Origin of the sequence: Pedobacter suwonensis (assembly GCF_900111825.1) — a bacterium.
GTDB classification, from domain to species: Bacteria; Bacteroidota; Bacteroidia; order Sphingobacteriales; family Sphingobacteriaceae; genus Pedobacter; species Pedobacter suwonensis.
Map to the genome: position 1 here is coordinate 419,151 of NZ_FOJM01000002.1, position 26,249 is coordinate 445,399.

Consider the following 26,249-nt stretch of genomic DNA (forward strand, 5'->3'; position numbering starts at 1 on the left):
AAATAGGTATATATTATTGTCCGATAAATGGCGCATCAACATGCCATACTTGCTTTGATTGAACACTGAATGATGATGGAAACGGAAAACCATTACATATCAGGTGAACGGTAAATGTCGTTTGAAGTGTTATGCCACTGTAATAAATGCCTAGGGTTGCAGGAGATGCATCAACAACACCTGTCATTTCGTACCCTGTATAATTTCCAGTCCACGTAATGTGATCATGCTTGATTTCTTCCCAATGCCATTCACGTTGTCCTGACGGCATTAAAACACGTTTTTGCGTGCCTATTTCGTATGAAGTCCAACGCCAGAGGCCATATATTTGTTTAAAGAAGATCCAACTATAGTTCCTAACCCTTTGATTTGCACTTCCTGATGATTCGCTGATACCGACTGTTGTCGCATCACTTGAAACATCAGCAAAAAAATCATTTAACGCATCTTCTTTGCATTGTTGATCGCCCTCACAAATTATTGCTTCAACCGGACATACTTCTGCACAACTTCCATCAAGCGTACACCTATTGGGATAAAACAGAAGTGTCTCATCATATAGCAGGGCATCATTAGGGCATTCTGGGACACACAACCCGCATTGAATGCAGGCATCCCCTTCAAATGTTATTTTTCCAGGATTCAACCCTGTACCTTCGAAAACTTTTGTACTGCCGCTATCAAATATTTTTGTAACCATTGTCTATGAGATCATTAATTTATTGAAATTTTTAATTGATTGTTTGGGAAATTTGGAAATCAGATCATCTTGGTGAAGAAGCTTCGATTTCAACGCAGGTGCAATCTGACCGTTAATCATTGGTAATTTAATGACGGCATCTTTACCAATATAGTCTTTAACTTCCAAACTTTCTTCAGCAAATGTAACAAGGCCTCTCATTGATGCTTTTCCCTTCCTATCCAAACGGGTATACACTGCATCAATGTTTTTTATTTTTTCAGCACGCCTGTTCTTCAATTTTACTGATTTTACTAGAGTGCATGAGATTACTGAATCACAGTTGAATTTCGCTTTTAGCTTATCATCAGATACGGAAATTATATCCCTCACTATTAAGTAATTAAATCCCTCTTGTAGTTTTTGACCTGTTTCTGGATTGGCAAATTCTTTTTCGTTTGTATCTTTCTTACATGCGTTGAGAACAGTGCCACCCAACATCAAACCAAGTGATGCCATGATGGATGTTCTGATAAATTCGTTTCTCTTCATAAATTCTTTTATAGTTTTTTGGCAAAATTAACAATTTAAAGAGATGTCTAATTTCAAATGCTAACCTGAAATCAGTCTCTTACATGAAAAGTCCTTCTGCTTATATATATCGGGCTGAATCCTCCATAGAAAGGTGTCTCTGACTACTTAAATAATATTTAAAACGGGTTTTGTAATTCAAACCCGTATGGTTCGGGCAATTGCGTTTGAGATAAACAAAATCGTCAGTAAATGAATAATACCCTTCATTGGCAACAATCAAATGATCAAACATAGAAATTTCCAGCATTTCGCAAGCATTGATCAGGCGGTCTGTCATTACCCTGTCGGTATTACTTGGCTGCAGGCTTCCCGATGGATGATTATGGGCTAAAACAATGGCCGAAGCATTTGGTTACCAAAATATCAGTTAAAAAATAAGGCCGTTGTCAAAAATGATAACGGCCTTATTTCTATAAACGGCATCACGCCATGTTCAGCAAAGGAATAATACTTATAAAGGGCAACGATCAAATGGTCGAGAATTTCGATGCCCAGGATTTTTCCCCCCTCCTGATTTTTTTTTGGTTAGCATTCCGCCTTGGTAAATTCTGGATTTGCCCTGAAACGTTTCTGGAGTTACATGCCTTAATATCATAACGATCAATAAAACATGATAAAAAATTTAAACTCAAGGCATATGAAAACTGTATTCCCTCCTTACTAGCATTGACATTCTCAACATCAGCAGTATCATTAAAATTGCAACAACGTAAAAAGATAACATAGAAACTGACCATCGTTTGGCGAAACTGACCGGTATTAGTTACCCAGATAAAAAATGTTGTACATTATATTCATCTGACGGTAACCAGAACGAGCAAGATGTAGTCTCAAACTGTATTTCCCGACCACTCTCTTAACCACTTTCCGATGTTAGTTCTCCACCAAAAACACAATCTTTTCCACATTATGTAATTTACTAACAATTTTAGCTTTATGTTTGTTGTTAAATTTTAATATACTAAAAATAATAGTATAAAAATTTATTGACCATGGATGCTAAAAGAGAGTTGTTTCAAAAATTGCAACAGGATATCCTGTTGTGGCAGGGCTTTAAGCCCCTGGCCGCTGGCAAGGCTGAACGTATCGGTCTTGGAGAGATAGAAGATTCTTTTCCCGGCAGCGTATTTCCCAAGAAAGCGATCCATGAATTCATTACCGTACAGCCGGAGCAGTCAGCGGCAAGCGACGGTTTTATTGCCGGGCTTCTTGCCGTGCTGATGGAAAATGGTGCCGCCTGCGTGTGGGCCAGTACGTCTCGCCGGTTGTTTCCAGCTTCACTCAGCCTTTTCAACGTAGCGCCCGAGCGCATCATTTTTATGGATGTAAAAACAGAGAAGGATGTCTTATGGATCACGGAAGAAGCATTAAAATGTGAAGGGCTTGCCGCAGTAGTGGCTGAGGTCAGCAACCTGAGCCTTATCGAATCACGCAGGTTGCAGCTAGCGGTAGAATCCAGTGGCGTCACCGGTTTTATCCTTCGGAAAGACGGAAACAAAACAGCGAGCACAGTCGCTACCGCAAGGTGGAGGATCAGTCCCCTGCCATCCCATACCGAAGAGGGAATGCCCGGCCTTGGCTTTCCCCGCTGGCAGGTAGAACTGCTAAAAGTCCGCAACGGCAAGCCAGGAAGTTTTATACTGGAGTGGGCGGGCGAAAAATTCAAAGAAGTCAAAAAAGCCAAAACACCAAACATTTGGTCTGAAGCGGAGGGCAGACAGATTGGATAGATACCATGCAAAGGCGTTTTGTTTCCATATGGTTCCGACAGCTCCTGGCTGACTGGCAGCTTATCCGCAGGCCCGAACTAAAGGACGTGCCCTTTGTTTTCGCAGCACCAGATCATGGTCGCATGATCATCACCGCCGTTAGCCCCATAGCCAGCAGTTTTGGAGTAGAAACAGGCATGCGTGCGGCCGATGCCAAAGCCATTTGCCCCGGGCTGGAAGTACTGGATGATAAACCGGGGCGACCTAAAAACCTGCTCAAAGGACTTGGGGAATGGTGCGTGCGCTACTCCCCGGTAGTAGCCATAGATGAATTCGGGATGGACGGACTTATGCTCGATGTTTCCGGATGCACTCATCTGTGGGGTGGAGAACGTGGCTATCTGAAAGAAATTGTTTCCAGGCTGAAAAGCAAAGGCTATACCGTGCGCCTCGCCATTGCAGATACCCCCGGCTCCGCATGGGCGGTCTCCCATTACGGCAGGGTTACACCGCTTATCCCGACCGGCGGGCAGGTCGATGCCCTGCTGGACCTGGTTCCCGATGCCCTGCGATTGAGGGAACCCGTGCTGGGAAAATTGCGCAAACTGGGTTTTTACCAGATCAAAAGTTTTATCGGCATGCCAAGGTCGGTACTGCGCAGAAGGTTCGGTGAGGATTTTCTGCTCCGCCTGGCGCAGGCCATAGGCACAGAAAACGAAGTGCTCGTTCCCCTTCAGGTGCCTGTGGCCTTCAGTGAAAGACTGGCCTGCCTTGAACCCATCAAAACCCGGAATGGAATAGAAACCGCCATCCATAAACTGCTGGAAAACCTGTGCAACAGATTGCAGGCTGAAGGAAAAGGCTTGCGTACAGGTGTACTTACCTGCTACCGGATCGATGGAAAAGTGGTTAAGGTAAATATCGGCACAAGCGGGGCTACGCATCACATCAGCCATTTGTTCAAGCTTTTTCAACTGAAAATCGACCAGATTAGACCGGCGCTTGGCATAGAGCTCTTTGTTTTGGATGCTCCCAAGGTGGATGAGGTAGCAGTGCCACAGGAAGAAATGTGGACTTCAACCCCCGGACTTGATGATAAAAGCGTGATCCGTCTTTTGGACCGGGTAGCTGGAAAAGTAGGTTTTCAGGTGATCCACCGCTACCTGCCGGCAACCCGATACTGGCCGGAGAGATCGGTGCAAAGGACCGTTTCAGTCACCGAAAAAGCAGTTACCACCTGGCGCGTCACTCAGCCCAGGCCTACCGAGCTGCTCAAAACACCTGTACCCATTGAGGTAATGGCGATCATCCCCGATCACCCCCCAAAGTTTTTCATCTACAAAGGAATGCGGCACACAGTGACTAAAGCAGACGGACCTGAGCGCATCGAACGCGAATGGTGGCTGGACCAGGGCGAGCACCGGGATTATTACCAGGTGGAGGACGAGCAGGGCGGCCGATACTGGCTTTTCCGTTCAGGGCACTACGGCGGGGAACAAAAGTACAAATGGTTTATACATGGTTTTTTTGCATAGCGAAGATGGATATGGGATACAGCGAATTACAGGTTACATCAAATTTCAGTTTTCTGCGTGGCGCCTCGCATGCCCACGAACTGGTAGAACAGGCCGAGATTTTCGGCTATAAGAAAATAGCCATTACCGACAGAAACACACTGGCCGGGATCGTACGGGCACATGCCGCATGCAGGGAGAAAAACGTGAAGCTGATTCCGGCCTGCAGGCTGGATCTATTGGACGGACCAAGCTTACTGGCCTATCCTACCGATAAGGAAGCCTATGGCAGGTTATCGGCGCTGCTCACCCTGGGCAATATGCGTGCAGAAAAAGGATCCTGCCATATCTCCCGCGCCGATGTATACGACCATGGCAAAGGCATGATCTTTACAGTAGTGATGCCCGGCGAGCTCAACCGCAGGTTTGAATACGAACCAGGGTTTGTCACGGCACTGGCAGAATACCGAGAAGCCCTGGGCGGCCAATTGTATCTTGCCGCTACAAGGTCGTACATGGGAAATGATGATAAATTGATTTTCCGCACCTCGCAGCTTTCCAGGACTTATGGGATCCCCGTGGTGGCAACGGGCGATATCCATTACCACACCCCTTCGCGGAGGGAACTGCAGGATGTACTGACCTGCGTTCGGGAGAAATGCACCATCCAGGAAGCCGGATTCCGCCTGCACCAGAATGCAGAGCGCTATATGAAAGAGGTGGCGGAGATGGAGCGTTTGTTCAGGAAATATCCCAGTGCCATTGAAAATACGATGGTGATCGCCGAGTCCTGCAATTTTTCACTGGATGAGCTCAGATATGTTTACCCGGAGGAAATCAATAAAAGCGGCCGCTCACCGCTGGAAGAACTGGAATACCTTACCTGGAAAGGCGCACATGAATTTTACGGTGAAACCATCCCCGATAAAGTGGTTAAGATGATCAACCATGAAATGGAATTTGTGAAGCAGATGGACTATGCCAACTATTTTCTTTTTGTGGAAGATATCGTAAGTGAGGCAAGATCACGCGGAATCCTTTGCCAGGGCCGGGGTTCGGCAGCCAATTCGGCAATCTGTTTTGTCCTGGGGATCACATCGGTAAATCCGATGAAGTTTGACCTGCTTTTCGAGCGTTTTATTTCGCCGGCCAGAAACGAGCCACCTGATATTGATGTGGATTTTGAACATGAGCGAAGGGAAGAAATCATTCAGTACATCTACGACAAATACGGGCGTGACCGGGCCGCAATCGTAGCTACGGTTACCCAGCAACACCAAAAGGGCGCCATACGTGATGTAGGCAAGGCCATGGGACTTTCCGTAGACACTATTAACCGGCTGTCCGGTTCCATATGGGAGTTTACGGATGAATGGTTCGAGGGAAAGCGGCTTACAGAGCAAGGCCTGAATCCAAATGACCCGCTCCTTAAAAAAACACTCGAGCTCACTTCCCAGATGATGGGCTTTCCGCGGCAGTTGGGCCAGCATACCGGGGGATTTGTAGTGACACAGGGGAAGCTTACCGACCTATGCCCTATCCTGAATGCCCGAATGGAGGACCGCACCAATATCGAATGGAATAAAGATGATATTGACGCGCTCGGTTTTTTAAAGGTAGATGTGCTGGCGCTCGGTATGCTTACCTGCATCAGAAAAGCTTTTGACCTCTGTCGTGATCATTACGGCGTACAATATACACTGGCCAACATCCCACAGGATGACCCGGAGGTTTATGACATGATCTGCCTGGCCGATACCCTGGGCGTCTTCCAGATCGAGAGCAGGGCGCAGATGTCCATGCTGCCCCGACTAAAGCCCAGGGAGTTTTACGATCTGGTGATCGAGGTAGCTATTGTAAGGCCCGGGCCCATACAGGGAGATATGGTCCATCCTTATTTACGCAGAAGAAATGGCGAAGAGCCCATAGTCTATCCTTCGCCCGAACTTGAAGAAATCTTGGGACGTACGCTTGGCGTACCGCTTTTTCAGGAACAGGCGATGAAGATAGCAATCGTTGCGGCAGGCTTTACTCCGGCCGAGGCAGATGGACTGCGCAGAAGTATGGCAACATTCAAGTTCAAGGGCCTGGTCAACCAGTATGAGCAAAAACTCATTGATGGTATGATCGCCAGAGGTTATAGCCTGGAATTTGCCAAGCGGATATTCAGGCAGCTGGAGGGATTTGGCAGCTATGGCTTTCCGGAATCCCATGCGGCAAGTTTTGCGCTTTTGGTCTATGTATCGTGTTGGCTGAAGCATTATTATCCGGATGCTTTTGCTGCAGCACTGCTCAACAGTATGCCGATGGGATTTTACCAGCCGGCGCAGATCGTTATCGATGCGCAGAAACACGCGGTTGAAGTACGCGAAGTGGATGTTAACCATTCGCTCTGGGACAACAGGCTCGAAGAAAAATCAGGGAGATACTTTGCGCTGCGTCTGGGATTCCGGCAGATCAGCGGAATAAGGACCGATGAAATGGAGATTTTGATTAAGGGAAGAGCCGGTGGATATACCCGTATTACCGAACTCCGAGATGCGGGCGTATCGATAGCGGCGCTCGAAAGACTGGCCGATGCAGATGCGTTCAGGTCAATGGGAATGGACCGCCGCAAGGCACTTTGGGAAGTTTCCGCGCTACAGGATATGCCAGTGGAACTCTTTAAGGGACAGGCATCTGAAAGTGTACTGGAAACACAGGTGGAGCTACCGCTTATGGGAAAGGGCGAACATGTGGTGCAGGATTATGCAACAGTTGGTTTATCGCTGAAAGCTCATCCGGTAAGCTTTGTCCGTCCGCAGCTGGACATGCTGAACATCCGGACATGCCACCACATCAACCATGATTCAACCGATGGGCAATTAGTCAAAGTAGCCGGATTGGTACTCGTGCGCCAGCGTCCGGGAACTGCGGGCGGGGTTTGTTTTATTACCATTGAAGATGAAACAGGGTATTCCAATCTTGTGGTTTTTGAAAAGCTGTTTGAAACCTACAGGAAGGAAATACTGCACGCCAGGCTGCTGATGGTAGAAGGCCGTCTGCAGCGCGAGGGACAGGTGGTGCATGTAATTGTGAGCAAGTGTTTTGATTTTACCAAGATGCTGGGCAAACTGGTGCAACGCGAAGTCGATGACCTGCCCGTGTTGACACTTGCGCGGGGTGATGAAAAGACCGCGCCCTATCCTTCTCAGAATAAAGCGAGCCAGGTACGGGAGAATGCCAATGAAAAAACCAAAACTGCTTTCCATGGCGGGAGGAACTTCAAATAGCTCAGTTTATGCCAACAATAACAAAGTAAGGGTCGTTTTCTTTTTTAACCATCAGATCAAGATGTTCTTCAAAGGTGACCAGGTTTAATATCTCGTCTTTTAAAAAAGTGGTGAATATTTCCATATCAGTATCCGTCTTGAGGTTGACTTCCAGCGTTTCGCTGGTTTTCCAAACGGTGGATAGTATCTCCGGGTAAGTGCCCATGAGCAAACTGGGAAAACCTTTTCTTGAAAAGGCCTCCGATAAATGAATGGCAATCTCCCGCATGTAAGGCTCAAGTTCCTGGTCTCCCGTCTGCCACTGCATGCCTTTTTGTTCATCCTGCCACATGGTTCCCGCATATTTGCCGTCCAGTTGCACACTGTAGCAATCGCCTGCCTGTTCTACTATCGCGGAAATGCTACCTACATCGGCAGCCATCTCGAATACATATCTTTCCATGTTTAAATCTTTTATCCCGGGTTGCTGTGGTTTACCTGCCGGGCCTTGAGCATCATTGCGTTTGCGAAAATAAAAGAACGCGGCCAGCGCAAATCCTGCAAGGGTACCAAGAACCAAAGCTTTGGTACCAGTCTCCATCTGTTTCTCTGTTAAAGCTCCCATCAGTTTTTTCTTCATTAACATTGTTTAGGGAAATTAAGTTTTAACTATCGGGCATGGCGGACATGGATCAGCTAAAAAGGTGTTGTGCAGTCGAGAGCACCTCTGCCATGTCTATCCCTTTGCCCAGTACACCAGAAAAGAGATCGCCGGTTTCACTTAGCCTATCAACCGCATTGAAGATGGTAAAATCCCTCATTTTGAGCCCCGGCTTTACCTCATCCCATAATAGCGGCATAGATACCGTAGCGCCGGGCTTTGGACGCAGGGAATAAACTCCGGCTATTGTTGCGCCGGGTCTGTTCTGCAGAAAATCAAGGTACATTTTCCCTCCACGCCTGGATATGGTGGGTTCAAGTGTGGTGAATTTCGGCAGTTCCCGGTTGACCTGACGGACGATCAGATTGGCAAAGAGCTGCGATTGTTCATAGGTATACTTTGCGCCTAAGGGGATGTAGATATGGATGCCCGTGGAACCCGATGTCTTTGGAAAGCTGGGAACGCCCATGCTGTCCAAAATGGATCTTGTTACCTGTGCGGCTTGGATGACCTGCTCAAAAGTATTCTTATCCGGATCAAGGTCGATCACGCAATAGTCCGGGTAATCCGGCGAAGAGGCGCGGCTGAACCAGGGGTTCATTTCAATACAGCCAAGACTTGCCATCCATAAAAGAGTAGCCCTGTCTTTGCCCAAAAGATAGCTTTTTTCTTCACCCTTTTCATTGGTATGGGGCATGGTCCGCGCCCATGAGGGTGCGGTTTCCTTCACATTTTTCTGATAGAAGCTTGCTGAATGTATACCTCCCGGAAAACGGTTCAGTGACATGGGCCTATCCAGAAGGTAAGGCAGCATGAGCGGGGCAACCTGGTCATAATAGTTGAACATATCCCGCTTTGATACCTGCTCCTCCGGCCAGTAAAGCTTGGAGAGATGAGTAAACTTAAGGGGATGTCCGTCCACTATCTTATCCTGAGTGTCTGAACTTCCGGTAAGCAGCAGCCCTTTATCCTTTAACTTTTTTCCTTTTCGGTTCCGTGTCGATCCAGCAGACGGTTTATGGGGCTGTTCTGCAAGCTGGTGTTGCAGTGATACCTCCTGTGTAATGGATGCGGTATCTTTTTCATATTCAAAGACCACTTCATTCGGACTTTTGTCCTCTCGGAGTCCTTTAAACGAAGCCTGGCGCAGTTTCCCATCCGAGGTAAGTTCCGCAAATTCTATTTCGCATACCAGATCCGGCTTTAGCCAGGTCGGCTTTGCGCCCATACGCCGGGGCCTGAACTGCGAGGGCTCATCTACATCGGGCTCTGTTTCAAACGGACATATTGTGGTAGTGAGATTCTCAAATACCGCCATCAGTTCCTTTTGAGATTGCTGGTTGAAGCCAGTGCCGACTTTCCCGATATAATGGAGGTTGCCCTTAGGGCCGTAAACACCAAGGGTCAGTGCACTAAAATATTTTTCGGTTCCTTCGTTTCGGGTATAACCGCCAATCACTACTTCCTGTCTGCGTTTGGCCTTTATTTTCAGCCATTCCCTTGAACGGCTATCGGAGGAATAAAAGCTGTCGGCACGCTTGGCAATAATCCCTTCGAGTTTCATTTTTTTTGCAGCCTCAAAAAAATCCAGGCCACTGGTGTGATAGGCCTTGCTGACCCTGATTTCCGGATGTTCCCTGGGCATAACCGCCTCGAGAATTTTCCTTCTATCGTTCAGCGTTATCGATAACAGGGAATACCCTTTAAACCAGAGGATATCGAAAACATAGTAGATCAGTTCAGCACGCTGGGTATTCTTCCAGTTCTGCAGGGCACCAAAATCTGCGCTGCCGTCCTCTTTCAGGGCAACAATCTCGCCGTCAAAAACGGCGTCCAACTTTAAGGCTTCGAGAGCTGCCGTGATGGTGGTGAACTGACCAAATTCCAGGTTGTTACGGGAAAAAAGCTTGGCACCGGATTTTTCAACATAAGCAATAGCGCGGTAACCGTCCCATTTGACCTCATATAACCAGCCGGGCTGATCGAAGGGCTCATCCACCAGCGTTGCCTTCATGGGTTTAATGCCGATGGGCATTTCGGTTTCATCGGCCTGCTTCAACAGGTTTTGGATTTCCCTGGTCAATACTGGGATTTTTTTACCCCCAATCCTTTTTGAACGGGAGGTTTTATTTCGTGCCGGCTTCTCCGAAAGCTCAATCCAAACGGGGGCATGATCACTTGAACCTTTCCATCCCCTCACCGCTTTGTCCACCTTGGCGTCAGTAAGTTTTTCCGCCAGATCTGCGGTCAATAAAAAGTGGTCAAGGCGAAGCCCTGCATCACGGTCATAGGCTTTTCTGAGGTAATCCCAAAAAGTATAAATGCGTTTTCCAGGATAGAGCATACGGATCGCATCCGTCCAGCCCTGGTCGACCAGCATAGCAAAATCATCTCTGATTTCCTTTTGGAAAAGGGCATTCTCCCTGTATTTTTCGGGCTTATAAGTATCAAGTTCCGTTGGCATCACGTTATAGTCCCCAGCCAGAATGACAGGAAGTCCGGTAGCAAGCAAAGCTTTTGCATGTTCCTGAAGCCGTGAAAACCATCGCTTTTTATATTCGAATTTTGGGCCCGGATAGGGGTTGCCGTTAGGAAGATAGATGCATCCGATGACTACACCGGAGGTAAAAGCTTCCAGGTAACGGCTATGGGTAAATTCATCGTCACCGCCCGGAAGATCCCTTCGCAGTTCCTTGATTTCGTTTTTTGACAGTATCGCTACTCCATTCCAGCTTTTTTCTCCCCGCCATACCGCATGGTATCCGGCCTGGTTAATCTTGGACACCGGAAAATTTTTATCCTCACATTTGAGTTCCTGTAGGCAAACCACATCCGGTGCCGCCTCTTTTAACCATCTCAGAAGGTTCTCTAGTCGGCCATTTATGCCATTGATGTTGTAAGATGCGATTTTCATCGAAGCTAAAAAAAAAGCCCCTATGGGGCTTAGAAGATTATTTCACCTTTTTTTCAATTGCTTTTCGCTGATTACCGGCGCTTTCCTTGGCATCTTTTATTTTACCAGGTTTTACATCCAGTTTATTTGCTTCGTATTTAATCTCGTGGTCCTGGTTAGAAACCGAGTTGCGCTCCACTTTTGTTCCTCTTGCCATAATCATCATTTTTTTTAGTTTAGCTATATAACATTATTTTTCGTGGATTGGTTTTGCATTTGGGATTACACCTGTTACATTACATACCATTAGGCAACAGCTCCATTGCCCCGCCTGTTTGAAAGATAATTGGTAAATGCTGTAAATTGCTTTACTGGATACGCATAATTATATTAATGTAAAAACACAAAACCTGTCAACAGGTTTAAAGACAAAACCAATTATTAAACCGATCGATGACCATACAACTGGAAGGAACCTTATTCCCCGACATCAAAATAAGGCGATTCTCTCCCATTGATTAACATTTTCAAAACTTATCCAAAGAGTAAACATCAAATAAAAATATGCACGTTCATCCCCATTTTGTTTTGCTATTTTAGCCGCGCCCATGATAAAACCTTTGCACTACGAAACAGAACATCTGCTGATACATCCCTTCAGACCTGAAGAACTGGAAAAATTTGAAAAGCTGGCCATTGATATCTTTGAAATCTTGTCTGATGAACAAACTTTAACATACATTCCACAGAAACGGCTACACAACCTTCAGGAAGCGGAACTTTTCCTGCAGACCATGGTCATGAACTACCATGCAGGATTAAATTTCCTTCACTTTATCAGCGATAAAAATCAAGATAAAGTCATTGGTCTGATCGACCTGATATCACCAAAAGTTGCCCGGCAACACTACCGCATTGACATTTATCCTTTTTTTATTGAATTTTATCTGGGGGCATCAGCAACAGGCTGTTACATCATGACCGAAATACTGCCACCGGTAATTGACAATTTGCTTTCGCAGGGCATCACCAGCATTGGCGCCGTAGTCAATAGGTCCAATACTGCCGCCAGAAAAGTACTGGAGAAAGCTCAATTCTCTTACAAAGCACCATTTGATGTGCTTCAGGACTTGTATGAAATTGCTTAACGCAAATCACAAACAATAACAAAAGGCAACTCATCATCATTTCTCTGATCCATGAACGATTCGCATTGGGTAACAAAAAAAATCAAGAGCTTTAATTTTTCTAACTATTCATAGAAAATTGATATTTGAACATTTAGAATTACCGCTAAAAAGCGATGTGTATCTGAAACACATCAGCATGATCTTCAGAGATTGTTTTATATTTGCCTTGAATAGGGTAAGTTTCTTAACCGTAAACCGCCTGGCGCTTTTCTGCTCACCTCAAGATATGAAATATGAAAGATCTTTTTTTAGATGATTATAAGAGCTGGTTTATTGAAATAAAGACCAAGCTGAAATCTACACAGCAGAGGACTGTTGTCGCCATAAATTCAGCATTGATTGACCTATATTGGGACCTGGGCAAAATGATCACGGAAAAACAGGCCCAGGCTCAATGGGGAGACAACATCCTGCAAAGCCTAAGTAATGATTTAAAAAATGAATTTCCCGAATCTACCGGCTATTCAGTAAGGAACCTTAGATATATCAAACAATTTTACCAGTTTTATAATGCAAATCGGCAACAGGTTGTTGCAGATTTAAGGACACAGCTTGGCCTTATCCCATGGGGACATAACATACTTATTATCAGTAAATCAAAAGACTTAAATGAAGCAGAATTTTACGTAAGGGAATCGATAAAGAATGGTTGGAGCCGGGATACCCTGGCCATTCAGATCAAAAGCAATTTACATGGCCGCAGCGGAAAATCCGTAAATAATTTTAAGCACACCCTGCCAGAGATGTACTCGGAACTTGCTGAACAGACTTTGAAAGACCCTTACGTTTTTGACTTTGTAGCCCTCACAAGTGAAGCAAAGGAACGCGATATTGAAAAGCAACTGGTTACACACATTACCAAATTCCTTCTTGAACTTGGAAAAGGCTTCGCGTTCGTAGGCCAGCAATACCATCTCGAGATCGCCGAGGAAGATTATTACCTGGACCTGCTGTTTTATAACATACCATTGAAATGTTATGTAATAGTCGAACTGAAGAACACCAAATTTGCCCCTGAATATGCCGGAAAGCTAAATTTCTATCTTTCTGCGGCAGATGACCTTTTAAAAGGAGAAAACGATAAGCCCACAATCGGAATACTTTTATGCCGCGACAAAAATAACATCGGTGTCGAGTACGCCCTTCGCGATATCAATAAGCCGATTGGTGTTAGTGAGTTCCAGTTTACCGAAATATTGCCTGAGGAAATAAAAAGCAACTTACCAACTATTGAAGAAATTGAAAACGAGCTCAAAAACCTTGAATAGCATGATCAGCCAATGTAAGAACCCCATGAAAAAGTGATTTCCCCTATTATGGAAGAAAAATATAGCTAATATGTCCGGTCATTTTGTCTTTTAACTGATTTTTTAAAGTGCAATACGGAAATATTGTAATCTTAAGCCTTCTTAAAGGGCTATATTTTTCCACTTCTTAGGTTTCATTCCAAAATGTTGTTCAAACAACCTTCCGAAGTAACTCAAATTCGTAAATCCTAACTGATATCCCGTTTCGGAAACGGAAAGATGTTGCTCCCGCATCAGTCTGGCAGCCTCCCTCATTCTTAGAAACTGACTGTACTCGTAAAGCCCCTTCCCAAAAACCTGAGTAAAAAGTTTTCTGAGTTTGAGCATATTCATACCGCTGATTCCAATAAGTTCGTCCGGTGTTAAAGGCTTTTCCAGCGCAGTTGAAATAGCATCCCTTACCCGGTATACTGCCGCAATCTCATCCCCGCGGAGGCTCTGGTGTTCAATACCCTGTCGCTTTGAAAGGTTTTTAAAAAGCAGATACAATAACTCCAATCCCTTCAATTTGTAATAGGTTTCGGAAAGTACACCTGATGCCGGTGTTTCTGCAATCTTATTAACAAGATCAGCCATCTCCTGCGACATGAATTCCTCAACCAACAAGGTTATTTCATCGTTGAAAAGGTAGTTAAATTTCAGCTGATCTTTGCCGATAAAATTTTTGAGGAAATTCAGTTCAATCAGTATCGTGACCTGGGTGATCTTAGATCCTTTGGGAAATATGACTTCACTTGTTAGGTGAAGCGGTGTTATGCGCACGTGAGGTAGCGTTTGGGGCCATCTATGTACATCGCTTTCCCGGTAATCCTGTAAATGAGTATTGAAAATATTTTGGAAGGAAAAAAGCAGACCTCTTTTAATAGCATCAATAGGTTTCCTCATATATTTAACTGTATTCTCGGCAGTAACAGACCTGATCATCAATAACATTTCCGGCAACATGTCAATGATATGAATTTCATTAAGGCTTAAAAAATCTAGCGAATCGCTAAAATCAGATGCCGGGATTCCCAATTTTTCTGCCAGACCAAGCATCTGTTCCAAACTATCATTAACCTTCATTTTGTGGACTATTTTTAGTTCAAAAAGGACTATTTTATCCTTAAATGTAATATTAATTTTGTAATAAGCATTTAAAAAATGAAAAAGACAATATTAATATCAGGGGGCGGAATTGCAGGATTAACGGCCGCAAAATTTTTATCAGAACAAGGGCATGAGGTGACAGTGATTGATAGAGCGTCATCCTTTACCAAAGCAGGCTTTTTAATTTCCCTGAAAAGCTTCGGGGTACAGATCATGGAGGAAATCGGCTTATTGCAGGAACTGCAGGCAGCCTCTTCTCCATCCGAATTTGTAAGCTTCGTAGAAAAAGACGGGCAGGTTATTCAACACCTGAGCTATGAAAAGATAAACGAAAATATTGAACGTTCAGTGCTGATCTCCCGGGGCGGACTGCATAACGTTTTATATGAACATTTAAAAAATCGCCTAAATATACTTTTTAGCACAACCATTTCCGGAATTACCTCTGTAGGTGAGAAAACCGAGGTAACATTCTCCAATGGAGAACGTATGGAAACTGATCTTATCATAATCTCTGAAGGTCTGCGTTCTCCTACACGCGAAAAATACTTTACAGGTTCACAAATGGAAGATTTCAATACATTGTACATGGGCGGAAGACTGAAGACAGAACATTCCGAGCAAGTTGGCGCTTTTAAAATCTATATCGATGTGAATAAGATGCTTTCTATCTATCCCATTTCGAACGATGAAATCGCTATCCAATGCTACATCCGCGATACCGGTGACCTAGCAACGATAAAGCAAAGATCAGCAAAACAGCTACAGAACTCTTTTAGTGATTATAGCGCGGAGGTAAAGGATTTGCTTAGGCGTTTTGCTGAAGAAGGTCTAATGTTCGTCGATAAAATGGGAATGGTAAATGCATCTACACTCGTTAACGGAAATATGGTTTTGCTGGGTGATGCTGGATATTGCCCAACTGCTCTTTCTGGAATGGGAGCTTCGCTTTCAATATATGGCGCAAAAGCATTATCGCATTTCATCAGCAAAAGTCCAGATGATCTGAAATCTGCCTCCGGTAATTACAATACATTGATGCAACCTATTATCCATAAATTCCAGTCCAATGCCAGAAATAATGCCTCTTCTTTTATCCCTGCTGATGTACAAAAGCTGGATCAGTTTGTAAAATTTTTCGGGGCAGCGTCTGATGATGACCTTAAAAAAATTATGACAGATCCAATTGTGCTTACTGAAGACCAATTGAACTTTAAAGCCAATAAATAATGAACTTCAGAAAAATACTATCCGTCATTATCGGATTTGGAACCATTGGTCTTTTAAGTTCTGCACTAGCTAAACTACAGGGTTATTTGTTTCCTACGTCTTTGCAATTGTTTAAACAGGCTACCTTCACCGCGGATGATATGCTTCAGTTTACCATCAAATTGGCTAGTGTTTATATCAGCTGTATCGCAGGAGGTATCGTCACAGCATTGTGTGGCGGTGAATACAGACAACAGCGTATTGTAGCTGTCAGTATAATCCTAATCATTATATGGCTATGGATCAGCACTATTCATCCGTTCTGGTTCTGGGCATTATTGCTCATCGGAATTCTCCCTTTTGTTCTGATTGGAGTTAAGATAAAAAAGCTAATTGCCTCTAAAATCAAGAATCCTGGTCATCGGAGTTAAGTGCTATTCTGCGCTTACGAGTGATAATCTCCTAAGTTGGACTAATGGCAAACTCCTCCAAACTGAAATTATTCCGGTTGGACCGATTGGATCTTCCCGCCCTTTTATCTTTAAAAAGATGTTTCCAACAGTGGCAGAATTATCTTTTTTACTTTACACTTTTTCGAAATTCTAAAGCATAATAAATAGAAGAAAGAAGACAGGCAACTAGTTAAGAAGGAAAGCTTAGACCACCAACTGTACAGCAATCTTTGTCTCCTTTACAGCTTTTTTTTGGCATGGGTAATAACATTAATCAAATCACGGTGACTTAAAGTTAAGAGAGATACTGGTTCTGCATTCAAAATTTCAGCGATTTGAAATAAACGGCCAACGGTTAACTCACTATAGCCGAGCTCAATTTTGCTATATGCATTTTGCGTTATTTTAAGTTTATCCGCCAGATAGTGTTGCGTGTAGCCTCTGTATTCCCTAACTCTTCTAATATTCACGGCAACATTTGTTGCTCTCAGGGACAATAGATTTTTCATAAAAAAGGATTAGCATCTGAATGCATTTTAAATACGGGATATGCATTCCGATAATTTCTCTAGCTTAAATTATAAAATATTAGGACGCCGGAACGAGATCAAAGATCATATAAATTAACAGAATAATAAAATAGATGTTTGGATATACTAATTCAGATTTTAAACAGCATCATTTTCTAGGTTGCTTAACGAAAGGAATCGTTAATCAACGGAGACTGGGCAAAGAGTACTGAAGATAACTTGCAATTTCCGCGTTGACTTTGTCCTGGAACAATTTTGGTTGATATAGTTGAGAATACAGCATGCATTAAACCGAGAGATTATATCTCCTTAAATCTGATTAGAGCTATAGGCGATAAACTGAATTTCCAGACTTTCAATCAGGATATTCCGACCATAAGTAATAGGAACGGGCCCCTCAAGAGGTTTTGACCTTTTATGGAACAGCCATAAGAAGCAATAACAGACTAACGTGTAGACAAAAAATTTAAAATCTTTTGTATTTCATATCCGAATTGCTACCTTCGTCTTCGAGAGCGTTAATTTAGATAACGGGGAACTGGGCATCGTCCGTTCCCCGTTTTTTATGGCATGAACAACAGCTTCGGGTAAACTATTCTGAGCTTACCTTTAATTAATTATTCCCGGTACCGGGAATCCTGATTATTCCTTATGTAAGCCGTAACAGACATTACCGATGCACCTGGCTAAGAAGTTCCCATGATTAATTACATTTTCGAAGAATAGATTGAAAATAATGGATGTTGGCTATCCTTAATACCCTGCATTCTGAAGGAAGACTGGTGTCCTATCCATAAATTAAAACCTAGACGGTATTATAATATTTATGTCGGGTTAATTGTATATTTGATGTCTATGGATATGCGTGACTTTTCTGCTCCCAGAATGTTTGACACGGCACAAATCAACGATGCCCTGATATGTTCCCCTGCACCTACTGCAATTTATGCCGGTAAGAATATGATCATTCAGTTTGCTAACAAAGGAATGCTGGAATTATGGGGAAAAGATGCTTCCGTAATTGGAAAACCGCTCATGGAGGCCATTCCGGAACTTGAAGGACAGCCATTTCTATCCTTGCTCCAACAGGTTTGGGACACTGGAAAAAGTTACTCGGTGACCGATGCGCCAGCCAGCTTGATAAAAAACGGCATTCAGGTAACCGACTATTTCGATTACGAATACAGAGCGTTGCTGGATACATCCGGACGAACCTGGTGCATTTTAAATACCGCCCTCGAGGTTACTGCAAGGCGGGATTTCTTGATCAGGATACAGCAAAAGGAAGAGAAAGAGCAGGCACTTAATGAAGAGATGGCCGCAACACTGGAAGAACTGACCTCTACCAATGACGAGCTGAACCACTCGGTAAAGCTTTTGGCAGAAAGCCGTGAACATATTCGTATGATCATTGAACAGGCACCGGTTGGCATTGCCATGCTCCAGGGACCTGATCACATTATAGAGATTGCGAACCCTGCTATCCTCAAAATCTGGGGCCGCAGGGAAACCGAGGTGATCGGCATTCCACATACACAAGCGCGCCCTGAACTTAAAGGCCAGCCGGTGAACGATTGGCTGGAGCAGGTGTTTATTACAGGTGAGCCTAAAATCAACAATGAGTTTCCGGTAAAACTATTCGACAACGGTGGACTTCGTGAAGCTGTCGTTAATTCAATTTACCAACCAATACGTTCAACAACCGGTGAGGTTACGGGCGTGTTAGTGATTCTTGATGATATTACATCCGAGGTTATTGAAAGAAAGAAAAATGAAAAAGATCAGCATATGCTGGCCCTTGCCATCGATGCCGGAGAACTCGCTACATTTTACTATGAACCGGCATCCAATTTATTTTCAGGTAATGCATTGTTAAAGTCCTGGTTTGGTTTATCGGCCGATGAACTAATCGAGTTACCCCTTGCACTCAACGCGATTGTTCCCGAGGACCGCGAACGGGTCCAGCGTGAAATAGCAAACGTCCTCAACCAAGAATCAAATGGTCATTATGCTATTGAGTATAGTATCAAAGGCAATTTGAATGAAAGCCCGAGATTACTCCAGGCCATGGGAAAAGTGTTGTATGATTTAAATGGAAAACCGCAAAGCCTGAACGGGACCCTAAGGGATATTACCCGGCAGAAAAAGGAGGAGCAACGGAAAGACGATTTTATGAGCATGGTAAGTCACGAACTAAAGACGCCGATCACTTCGCTTCAGGCATATCTTCAATTGATGCAGCGAATGGCGATCATAAAAAAAGATATTTCCCAGCAAAATATGCTTGACAAATCAGTCAAGCAGCTGCAGACCATGAATGCCATGATCAATGGATTTCTGAATGTTTCCAGATTGGATTCAGGCAGGATGCATATAGAAAGAACAGAATTTGATCTGATCGCGCTGATCAAAGAGGTTGAAGACGAAACGGTCTCCACAATCCATACCCATCAACTGTCATTTGCACCGGTCCCAAATATGCGCATATCTGCCGATCGTGAAAAGATCTCACAGGTGCTTCATAACTTAATTGGCAACGCGGTTAAATATTCGCGGATGGGTGGTTCCATTCATATAGCATGTTACGAACTTGAAAACCACGGCACAAGGATTACCGTTTCAGATCAAGGAATCGGCATTGAGCAGGAAGACCAGGATAGAATATTTGAACGGTACTATCGTGTGAAGCATCCGGCCAGCGGCTCAATTGCAGGGTTCGGTATAGGTCTTTACCTCTGCAAGGAGATCATTACACTGCATGGAGGGGAAATATCCGTTGTGAGTGCACCTGACCAGGGCACGACCTTCGCAATAGAACTGCCTGGCAAACTCACCAGGGAATAGCCAGATACCCAGTTCGGAAATAATCTCAAATATCTTCGTTTAAATCTTTGCTGACCTCATGCGGGTGATGGGCCTCGATCTCATCAGCCAGTAAATGCAGTAATTTTTCAGAAAGTCTGGCCGGATTTTGGCAGAGGTGCAGAAAGTGGTACGGATCAGGCTGGAAGCTTGCGACCAATTTACCTTGTTGAAATACTTTTATCTTACAGCTTTCTCCATTCTGGTGCAGGTATTCGCCCACTTCAAAATGGTGAATTTCTTTACCCAAATTTATACTGATCTGATAGTTTTCCATATTTCCATAGTTTTTATCGTATGCATTAAACAATAACAAAGCAATTTGGTTTTCAGGCCACTGCTGTGTTGATGCATCGATGTTTTTAAACGGTTTCCAAACTATATGCGTCCATCGAAGGTTAAATTAACACCCAGCTACAATTGTTATGGAATATCCGATCAACAACGAACAAGATTCCGAATTGGAAAAATTTACTATTGCGCAGGAGCGGGATTATGCAACAGCGCTAAATGAAATCAAAAGCGGCAGAAAACAATCGCACTGGATGTGGTACATCTTTCCACAGATCCAGGGGCTCGGATTTTCCAGTACCGCAAAATATTATGCTATACGTGATCTGCAACAGGCTGCTGACTACTTAGCTCATCCGGTTCTTGGGCCAAGGTTAACAGCGATTTCGAAAAAATTATTGACCCACACCGAGCTTAGTGCAAAGGAGATTTTTGGAAGTCCTGATGATTTGAAACTACGCTCGTGCATGAGTCTGTTCGCTTTCATCAAAAATGCACCTCCTGTGTTTCAGCAGGTATTAGATCAATTTTTCGAAGGCGAAAGTGATTCAAAAACACAACAAATTCTTAATCTAAAGGCTTTTGATTGACAATTGCTGGAACGAATTGAATAAGGTCTGGCAACTTCGATATTTACACCCTTTTATCAATACACCGCAAACAGGTCGCGCGTTCTTCAGCCTGTCTGCTGCATATCGTAAAATCACTCTAAATGCGGTTTAGGCGGGAATGAGAAATCGCAAGAGTATTCAAGCGGTTCGAAATCGGCCATTTGCCTGGGGAAGTGCTTGAATTTTCTTGCACCTTATTTATTGAAAAAGATGTTTCCAATGAAGGCAGGAATTATCTTTTTCTTTTTAGATTTTCCATTTATCCCTTTACCTATTCCAAGAGAAATCCTTTTCATAAAGGTTTATAATATTAATATTGCAAGGCAATAAAGGATAGAATTTTCGGACAAGGCGTGAATTATTGAACAGTAAAATAATATCGCTGTGGCATCTGTTCATATACCGGCCGGAAAATACAGTTTATCCTGTCGGATGTTTTAATGATTGGCACATCCATCCTAATGAATAAAAGAAAGGGCTTAGGTCCCCCCATTTTAGTTTGACCTTGGCTTGCATTCCGCGAATCTCCACGCAGTATGCATATAAAGTAAAAGGCCTCGTTACCGGCGGCTTAGATAAAGGACAAATGAAGTCTGGTGCCGACCCGATGTGTACGATTTGACTCTCCTGCAAAACCCGCTGCAGCCCGCTCAGATATAAGATAAATCTTCAATTTCGCGATGCTGCTTTTGTTAGCGTTGGCTAAGAGCGAAGCCATATGAAGAGCATAATAATTGGTTTACTTCTGTTGGAATTCTATCAAGCCATTTTTCATTACCATTTTGACCTCAAAAAGAGACTTTTTAAAATCTTTTTGCATGTTGCCCTTGAAAATTGCAATATCGGCTTTGGCACGCTCTTTAAGCACACCGATTTGATCTGGCATTCCGAGTGCAATTGAAGCATTGTATGTGGCTGTTCTCAATGCGTCGGACGCAGATAAACCTGCGTCAAAGTAACCTGAAATGGTATGTTTGGCCATCTCGCCTCTTGGCATATTTATGTTGATATACGCGTCTGAACCCGCCACGATCATTACGCCCGCATTATGGGCTGCTTTTAGTCTATCTTGAAGCGGCTTAAAGTTCTTTCGGATTTGCTGCTCATCATAGGGCATTTTCTGTGTTTTCAGATAGGTGATCTGAAGATCTGGTGAGCCGTCTGTAGCAACAAGATATATTTTTCTTTTCGCCATTGTCTCAAGGGTAGACTTAGTAAAACCATACCCGTGTTCCAATCCATCAACGCCCGCCTCAATAGCTGCATGAACCGCCCAGTCGCGGTCACAGTGCGCCGTAACCTTCACCCTTTCACTATGGGCTGCCTTCACTATCGCCTTAATCTCTTCCAATGTTAATACTAAACGATTTCCTATGGCGGTTATCTTAATTACATCAACACCTCGGGCAATGTGTTCTTTTACTGCTTTCGTAGCCTCATCCGCACCACTAACCATAGAATATTCTTTAGCTGAATACTTTTCAAACTCTTTAATTGGCACACCATAAATCTGCCCGTCCATCGCACTGATTATCGGCCCGGACACCAACATTCTGGGACCTGAAAAATCACCTCTTTCGATCGCATTTTTAAGCTCAATATCCAGGTACTGTTCAGAATTACCCAAATCACGGATACATGTAAACCCCGCATTAAGATAACTCTTTGCGAAACCAACGGCCCTCAAAACCCTGGTTTCAGGAGAATTTAGAATACCATCATTAGCCAGGTTATCATTCGGTCCCTGCTGAAAAGCAATATGCGAGTGCGCGTCAATCAGGCCAGGTGTAACTGTATCTTCGCTATAATCTAAAATAATTGTACCACTCGGAACATCAATTCTGTCCCCTACTTTGACAATGCTATTTCCTCTGATTAGTAATTGTTTGTTTTTGTAGAATTCATTTTTCTCCGAATCGTACATCTGACCGGCCTTGATCAAAAAATACTTTTCGTTTTGTTGAGCGAAACTTGTTGCGGAATAGGATAATAATGTAAAACCAAACGGTATAAAAAGTCGGATAATTAATTTGCTGACCATCAGATTTTTTAGGTTTATAAATTATCTATTAATAATAACTGTTTTTTTCTTCGTCGCAAACTATTTCCTTAAAAAATTTATAATAGGGATTTTTCGGGGCAACGACTGTTGGCCTTATTAGACGTTAAGCGTCCGTTCCCAATAATCTATAGATGTATCGATTTAAAACGGTGAGATTTAATTGAAAAGTGTCCTAAACATTTACTTTAAGGTTTGACATCCAGTTACTGGGGGTTTAAAGAAGGAGGGAAATTTCCTCCTTCTTCCAATACTTAGGCTTCCGACAGCTTGGTAAAATGAGAAAAGTTGAAATGACGAGTTGATAAATTCATTATTTCGCTATCAAATTCAAAAATTATTGGCCCCTTCACAAAATTTTTATGCAGATGTAAATTTATTTATACCAACGACCAGTACCGTTATGCGAATGACTTTTAAAACAGCAATAAGTTGCTGATTAAAAATACAATTATTAAATTAGCGTATATTTTGCTGAGACTATTTATTATGGAAATGAAATGCATAATTATAGATGACGAAAACCACACACTTACTCAAATAGCGGAACTGATATCTTTAACACCGGGAATAAGTCACGAGAAGAGTTTCGATAATGCCATTGATGCATTAACCTATTTACATGTCCTGAAACATGTTGACATTGTTTTCCTTGATATTGAGATGCCCCAGATCCACGGTATCGAAGCCGCCAGATTACTACGGCCCTATTGTGATTTTTTAGTCCTGATCACCGCACATACCGACTATGGCGTACAAAGCTTCGAGATCGGTGCGGACGGTTACCTGCTTAAACCCGTAAGCGAAGTGAAATTCATCCGTCAGATACAGCGCCTTCTGCAAGGAGGATCAGGGAAACCAGTCAGTAGAAATCCCGACGGCTTCTTATTGGTGAAGGGTGGCTCAAAGCACAAATATTTGAGTATACCGCTGGACCAGGTACTTTACATCAAATCGCTATCCAACTACATTCAGATTTTTTTAACATATGGGCAGCACATCAGCTATCACACCCTAAAGCATGTAGAGGAGTCCCTCAGAGACCGTACCGAATTTTTAAGAATAAACAGGTCAGAAATAATATCCTTTAACTATGTTAAACAGGTGGATGGTTACCAGATCGTGCTCCGCAACGAAAAAAAATTTATAGTCAGCAGAAGTTACAAGAATCAATTTGATTATTTTCTGCGCAACCGGCTACCTGGGCCAGGTGTACGATAGATGCTGAAGTTTTGGAGTGTATGAATGACCAAAAAATGATTTTGATATTGTTTAAGCTAAAATACTAATCCTCTGAATAATTTAAAATTTGGGCCGGGACTATACTCCGGCCCTTTCACTCCTGCCCCTTGCGGTTAGGGCTTAATGGGGTGATCAATGCGATCAATATTCTGATTTCTATGCATCAAAAATACTTCTGTATAGGTGTGACCAAATACCTATTTGTTTTTCTGATAGTTCGTATCTTTTCGGAAAACAGGTTAATGCCGGCTAGAGCTGACTAACCGGAAATGGTCAATCCATTATTGACGCTAATAGGAGACAAGATATAAAAAATACTTCATTATAATCTCACTAAAATTCGGCTGTACAACCGCTCATCCAATATGATATAGCGCCTGAATAGTGTATCACCACAATCAAAGCAGCGGATAATTAGTATATTAGCGGTTTGAAACTGTCTGCTCTCATGAGATCTAATATCCTGTACTCTTTCAGGGCACTTGCGTTGCTACTGACTATTTTTTCTCTACTGCTTATTCACTCCTGCAAAAAGGAGACGGAAATATTACCTCCAGGCGAATCTCCAATAACGCCCCCTGCTATTCAGGGATTGGCTAAACTTTTTACGGACAGTATCTTCGGGCTGAGCAATTTCTCGGTCACCTTCCTTGGCAAAATACTTGAACAGGGGTCGTCAGCTGTTACCGAGTCGGGTATGGTAGTCGATACGGTCCCTGGAGCAACTACCGTTAAAAATCTCAATAAGTTTAAGGCCACGCCTGATGCTTCTGGACAGATGAAGGTAATTGTGACCTACGTGCCGGAAGGAACCACTTATTATATGCGTACTTATGCGATAAACAGTGCCGGAACAGCCTATGGCAACGAAGTCGTTTTCCGTTCTCCTGATGGAAAAAGTACCCTGGAAACTTTCGAAATAAAAACACAGGAGCAACTTATAGCACTTGGCGCAAAACATTATACCAGCTTGCAGTCGCTGCGCATTGGTGTACGGTGAATGACTTGAGCCCGTTAAAGGACCTGACCTTTGTCACGGGCGGCATGGAAATCAGTGGCACTACCCTTTTAAAGGACCTTACCGGCCTTGAACACCTGGAAATGGTCGGTACATATTTTCCAAACAGTCTACGTCTGGAAGGCAACCGTGCATTGCGCTCACTTAAAGGATTGAACAAACTTAAAACCGTACGCGGCTATTTCTATATTCTGGGAAATCCGTTGATCACAGATCTAAAAGGCTTAGATAACTACACCATGACAAGTTTAGGTGAGTTCAGGGTTGAAAGGTGCTCTGGTTTACGGAGTCTAGACGGTATTGAAAGTATGCTGTATTGCTATGATGGTCTCGCCATTATGAACAATCCTATACTCAACGACATAAAAGCGCTTCGGAACCTAAAAGGTACAACACAGATACTTATCGGTGCCAACAATATGCTGACGAATTTAGATGGATTGGAAGGGCTTACACAAGTCGGAATTGGGGAACTGGAATATGCTAGTATCACGCTACAGGGGAATCCATTGCTGACTAATATTGAAGGACTTGCTAATATAAAGAAATGCGGCAATTTAAACATTGATGGGAATGCTTCGCTGAAAAGCTTAAGGGGCTTGAATGGACTTGTGGATCTGAATTATGTAACGATCGTAAACAACGGCTCCCTCACAGATTTCAAAGGACTGAGTGGCCTTAAAACGGTCAGAAATAATTTAAAAATCTGGGAAAACCATCAACTGGTTAATATGGATGGCCTTCAACAACTTGAGAAAGTAGGTAGGCTGGATATAGTGCTTAATAAAGGAATAAAAGACCTCAGTGGACTAGATGGTTTAAAGTCCGTGAACGGACCAAATGGCTATGCCATAACCATTTCGCACAACGAAAGCCTATTATCCTTGCACGGACTGGAGCAGCTCAGCTCTTCGACCGAAGGCATACAGATTATGTACAATAAAAACCTTGCGGATTTCTGTCCGTTGAAATTGTTGATGAGCGGTTATAAAAGTTACTTTTCGGCATTGGATAATAAAATCAAAATGGATCCGCAGATCCTGCAGAGCAGCTGTAAATAAATATTCACCATTATACACAAAAGCAAC

At 43.4% G+C, this 26,249-nt stretch carries 22 protein-coding genes and 1 pseudogene; 12 read left to right on the forward strand and 11 right to left on the reverse strand.

What is annotated here, in order from left to right; genetic code table 11:
• Positions 1-13: 13 nt before the first annotated feature.
• The 4 genes and pseudogenes from BM107_RS04270 to BM107_RS04285 form a co-directional block, all read right to left on the reverse strand.
• Positions 14-700, reverse strand: a complete 687-nt coding sequence (locus BM107_RS04270; protein ID WP_090980624.1) for a 4Fe-4S dicluster domain-containing protein — start codon at positions 698-700, stop codon at positions 14-16.
• Positions 701-703: 3 nt separating this feature from the next.
• On the reverse strand, positions 704-1,231 hold the full coding sequence (locus BM107_RS04275; protein WP_090980626.1) for a hypothetical protein: 528 nt from the start codon (positions 1,229-1,231) through the stop codon (positions 704-706).
• Positions 1,232-1,331: 100 nt separating this feature from the next.
• Positions 1,332-1,610, reverse strand: coding sequence for a JAB domain-containing protein (locus tag BM107_RS25310; protein WP_090980628.1), 279 nt, complete (start codon positions 1,608-1,610; stop codon positions 1,332-1,334).
• 26 nt (positions 1,611-1,636) lie between these two features.
• Positions 1,637-1,774: pseudogene (locus tag BM107_RS04285) on the reverse strand (JAB domain-containing protein); the annotation flags it as partial.
• A 491-nt stretch (positions 1,775-2,265) separates the two neighbouring features.
• Here BM107_RS04285 and BM107_RS04295 point away from each other — a divergent pair.
• The 3 genes from BM107_RS04295 to BM107_RS04305 are packed head-to-tail and all read left to right on the forward strand — an operon-like array spanning position 2,266 to position 7,768.
• The gene (locus BM107_RS04295; protein ID WP_090980633.1) at positions 2,266-3,003 is read left to right on the forward strand and encodes an ImuA family protein; all 738 of its coding nucleotides are present in this window, start codon (positions 2,266-2,268) and stop codon (positions 3,001-3,003) included.
• A 5-nt stretch (positions 3,004-3,008) separates the two neighbouring features.
• Positions 3,009-4,517 (forward strand): Y-family DNA polymerase, encoded by a 1,509-nt coding sequence (locus BM107_RS04300; protein WP_090980635.1) that lies wholly within the window; start codon positions 3,009-3,011, stop codon positions 4,515-4,517.
• 11 nt (positions 4,518-4,528) lie between these two features.
• On the forward strand, positions 4,529-7,768 hold the full coding sequence (locus BM107_RS04305; RefSeq protein ID WP_090980727.1) for an error-prone DNA polymerase: 3,240 nt from the start codon (positions 4,529-4,531) through the stop codon (positions 7,766-7,768).
• Position 7,769: 1 nt separating this feature from the next.
• On the opposite strand, the gene BM107_RS04310 is transcribed toward BM107_RS04305, so the two are convergent.
• From BM107_RS04310 to BM107_RS04320, 3 genes are read right to left on the reverse strand one after another with little or no spacing between them, the layout of a single operon-like run.
• Complete coding sequence (locus BM107_RS04310; RefSeq protein ID WP_090980637.1) at positions 7,770-8,387, reverse strand: hypothetical protein; 618 nt, start codon at positions 8,385-8,387, stop codon at positions 7,770-7,772.
• Between the two features lie 52 nt (positions 8,388-8,439).
• Complete coding sequence (ligD, locus tag BM107_RS04315) at positions 8,440-11,322, reverse strand: DNA ligase D (RefSeq protein ID WP_090980639.1); 2,883 nt, start codon at positions 11,320-11,322, stop codon at positions 8,440-8,442.
• Between the two features lie 37 nt (positions 11,323-11,359).
• The gene (locus BM107_RS04320) at positions 11,360-11,518 is read right to left on the reverse strand and encodes a DUF3606 domain-containing protein (RefSeq protein WP_159435194.1); all 159 of its coding nucleotides are present in this window, start codon (positions 11,516-11,518) and stop codon (positions 11,360-11,362) included.
• Between the two features lie 391 nt (positions 11,519-11,909).
• Here BM107_RS04320 and BM107_RS04325 point away from each other — a divergent pair, with 391 nt between their 5' ends.
• Positions 11,910-12,449: a GNAT family N-acetyltransferase gene (locus BM107_RS04325; protein ID WP_090980643.1), complete on the forward strand. Its 540-nt coding sequence runs from the start codon at positions 11,910-11,912 to the stop codon at positions 12,447-12,449.
• Between the two features lie 275 nt (positions 12,450-12,724).
• Positions 12,725-13,759: a PDDEXK nuclease domain-containing protein gene (locus BM107_RS04330; RefSeq protein ID WP_090980645.1), complete on the forward strand. Its 1,035-nt coding sequence runs from the start codon at positions 12,725-12,727 to the stop codon at positions 13,757-13,759.
• Between the two features lie 141 nt (positions 13,760-13,900).
• Here the strand turns inward: BM107_RS04330 and BM107_RS04335 are convergent, their stop codons facing one another.
• Positions 13,901-14,863 carry a helix-turn-helix transcriptional regulator gene (locus BM107_RS04335; protein WP_090980647.1) on the reverse strand — a complete coding sequence of 321 codons (963 nt, stop codon included), beginning with the start codon at positions 14,861-14,863 and terminating at the stop codon, positions 13,901-13,903.
• 78 nt (positions 14,864-14,941) lie between these two features.
• Between BM107_RS04335 and BM107_RS04340 the strand changes: the two genes are divergently transcribed.
• Together BM107_RS04340 and BM107_RS04345 are read left to right on the forward strand one after the other, a co-directional pair.
• Entirely contained in the window at positions 14,942-16,117 is a 1,176-nt protein-coding gene (locus BM107_RS04340) for an FAD-dependent monooxygenase (RefSeq protein ID WP_090980650.1), read from the forward strand.
• Positions 16,117-16,527, forward strand: coding sequence for a hypothetical protein (locus BM107_RS04345; protein WP_090980652.1), 411 nt, complete (start codon positions 16,117-16,119; stop codon positions 16,525-16,527). Before BM107_RS04340 ends, BM107_RS04345 begins: the two co-directional genes overlap by 1 nt.
• Before the next feature lie 260 nt (positions 16,528-16,787).
• Here BM107_RS04345 and BM107_RS04350 read toward each other — a convergent pair whose 3' ends face one another.
• Entirely contained in the window at positions 16,788-17,057 is a 270-nt protein-coding gene (locus BM107_RS04350; protein WP_090980654.1) for a helix-turn-helix domain-containing protein, read from the reverse strand.
• Positions 17,058-17,933: 876 nt separating this feature from the next.
• Here BM107_RS04350 and BM107_RS04355 point away from each other — a divergent pair.
• Positions 17,934-19,922, forward strand: a complete 1,989-nt coding sequence (locus tag BM107_RS04355; RefSeq protein WP_159435195.1) for a PAS domain-containing sensor histidine kinase — start codon at positions 17,934-17,936, stop codon at positions 19,920-19,922.
• A gap of 25 nt (positions 19,923-19,947) precedes the next feature.
• Here the strand turns inward: BM107_RS04355 and BM107_RS04360 are convergent, their stop codons facing one another.
• Positions 19,948-20,217, reverse strand: coding sequence for a hypothetical protein (locus BM107_RS04360; protein WP_090980729.1), 270 nt, complete (start codon positions 20,215-20,217; stop codon positions 19,948-19,950).
• Between the two features lie 148 nt (positions 20,218-20,365).
• On the opposite strand from BM107_RS04360, the gene BM107_RS04365 reads away from it, so the two are divergent.
• Positions 20,366-20,821 carry a DUF1810 domain-containing protein gene (locus BM107_RS04365; RefSeq protein ID WP_090980658.1) on the forward strand — a complete coding sequence of 152 codons (456 nt, stop codon included), beginning with the start codon at positions 20,366-20,368 and terminating at the stop codon, positions 20,819-20,821.
• Between the two features lie 760 nt (positions 20,822-21,581).
• Here the strand turns inward: BM107_RS04365 and BM107_RS04370 are convergent.
• Positions 21,582-22,883, reverse strand: a complete 1,302-nt coding sequence (locus BM107_RS04370; protein ID WP_090980660.1) for an amidohydrolase family protein — start codon at positions 22,881-22,883, stop codon at positions 21,582-21,584.
• Positions 22,884-23,396: 513 nt separating this feature from the next.
• Here BM107_RS04370 and BM107_RS04375 point away from each other — a divergent pair.
• The 3 genes from BM107_RS04375 (at position 23,397) to BM107_RS04385 (ending at position 26,222) form a co-directional block, all read left to right on the forward strand.
• Positions 23,397-24,122 (forward strand): LytR/AlgR family response regulator transcription factor, encoded by a 726-nt coding sequence (locus BM107_RS04375; protein WP_159435196.1) that lies wholly within the window; start codon positions 23,397-23,399, stop codon positions 24,120-24,122.
• A gap of 469 nt (positions 24,123-24,591) precedes the next feature.
• The gene (locus tag BM107_RS04380; RefSeq protein WP_090980664.1) at positions 24,592-25,143 is read left to right on the forward strand and encodes a hypothetical protein; all 552 of its coding nucleotides are present in this window, start codon (positions 24,592-24,594) and stop codon (positions 25,141-25,143) included.
• A gap of 44 nt (positions 25,144-25,187) precedes the next feature.
• Positions 25,188-26,222: a leucine-rich repeat domain-containing protein gene (locus tag BM107_RS04385; RefSeq protein ID WP_090980666.1), complete on the forward strand. Its 1,035-nt coding sequence runs from the start codon at positions 25,188-25,190 to the stop codon at positions 26,220-26,222.
• The last annotated feature ends 27 nt before the right edge of the window (positions 26,223-26,249 follow it).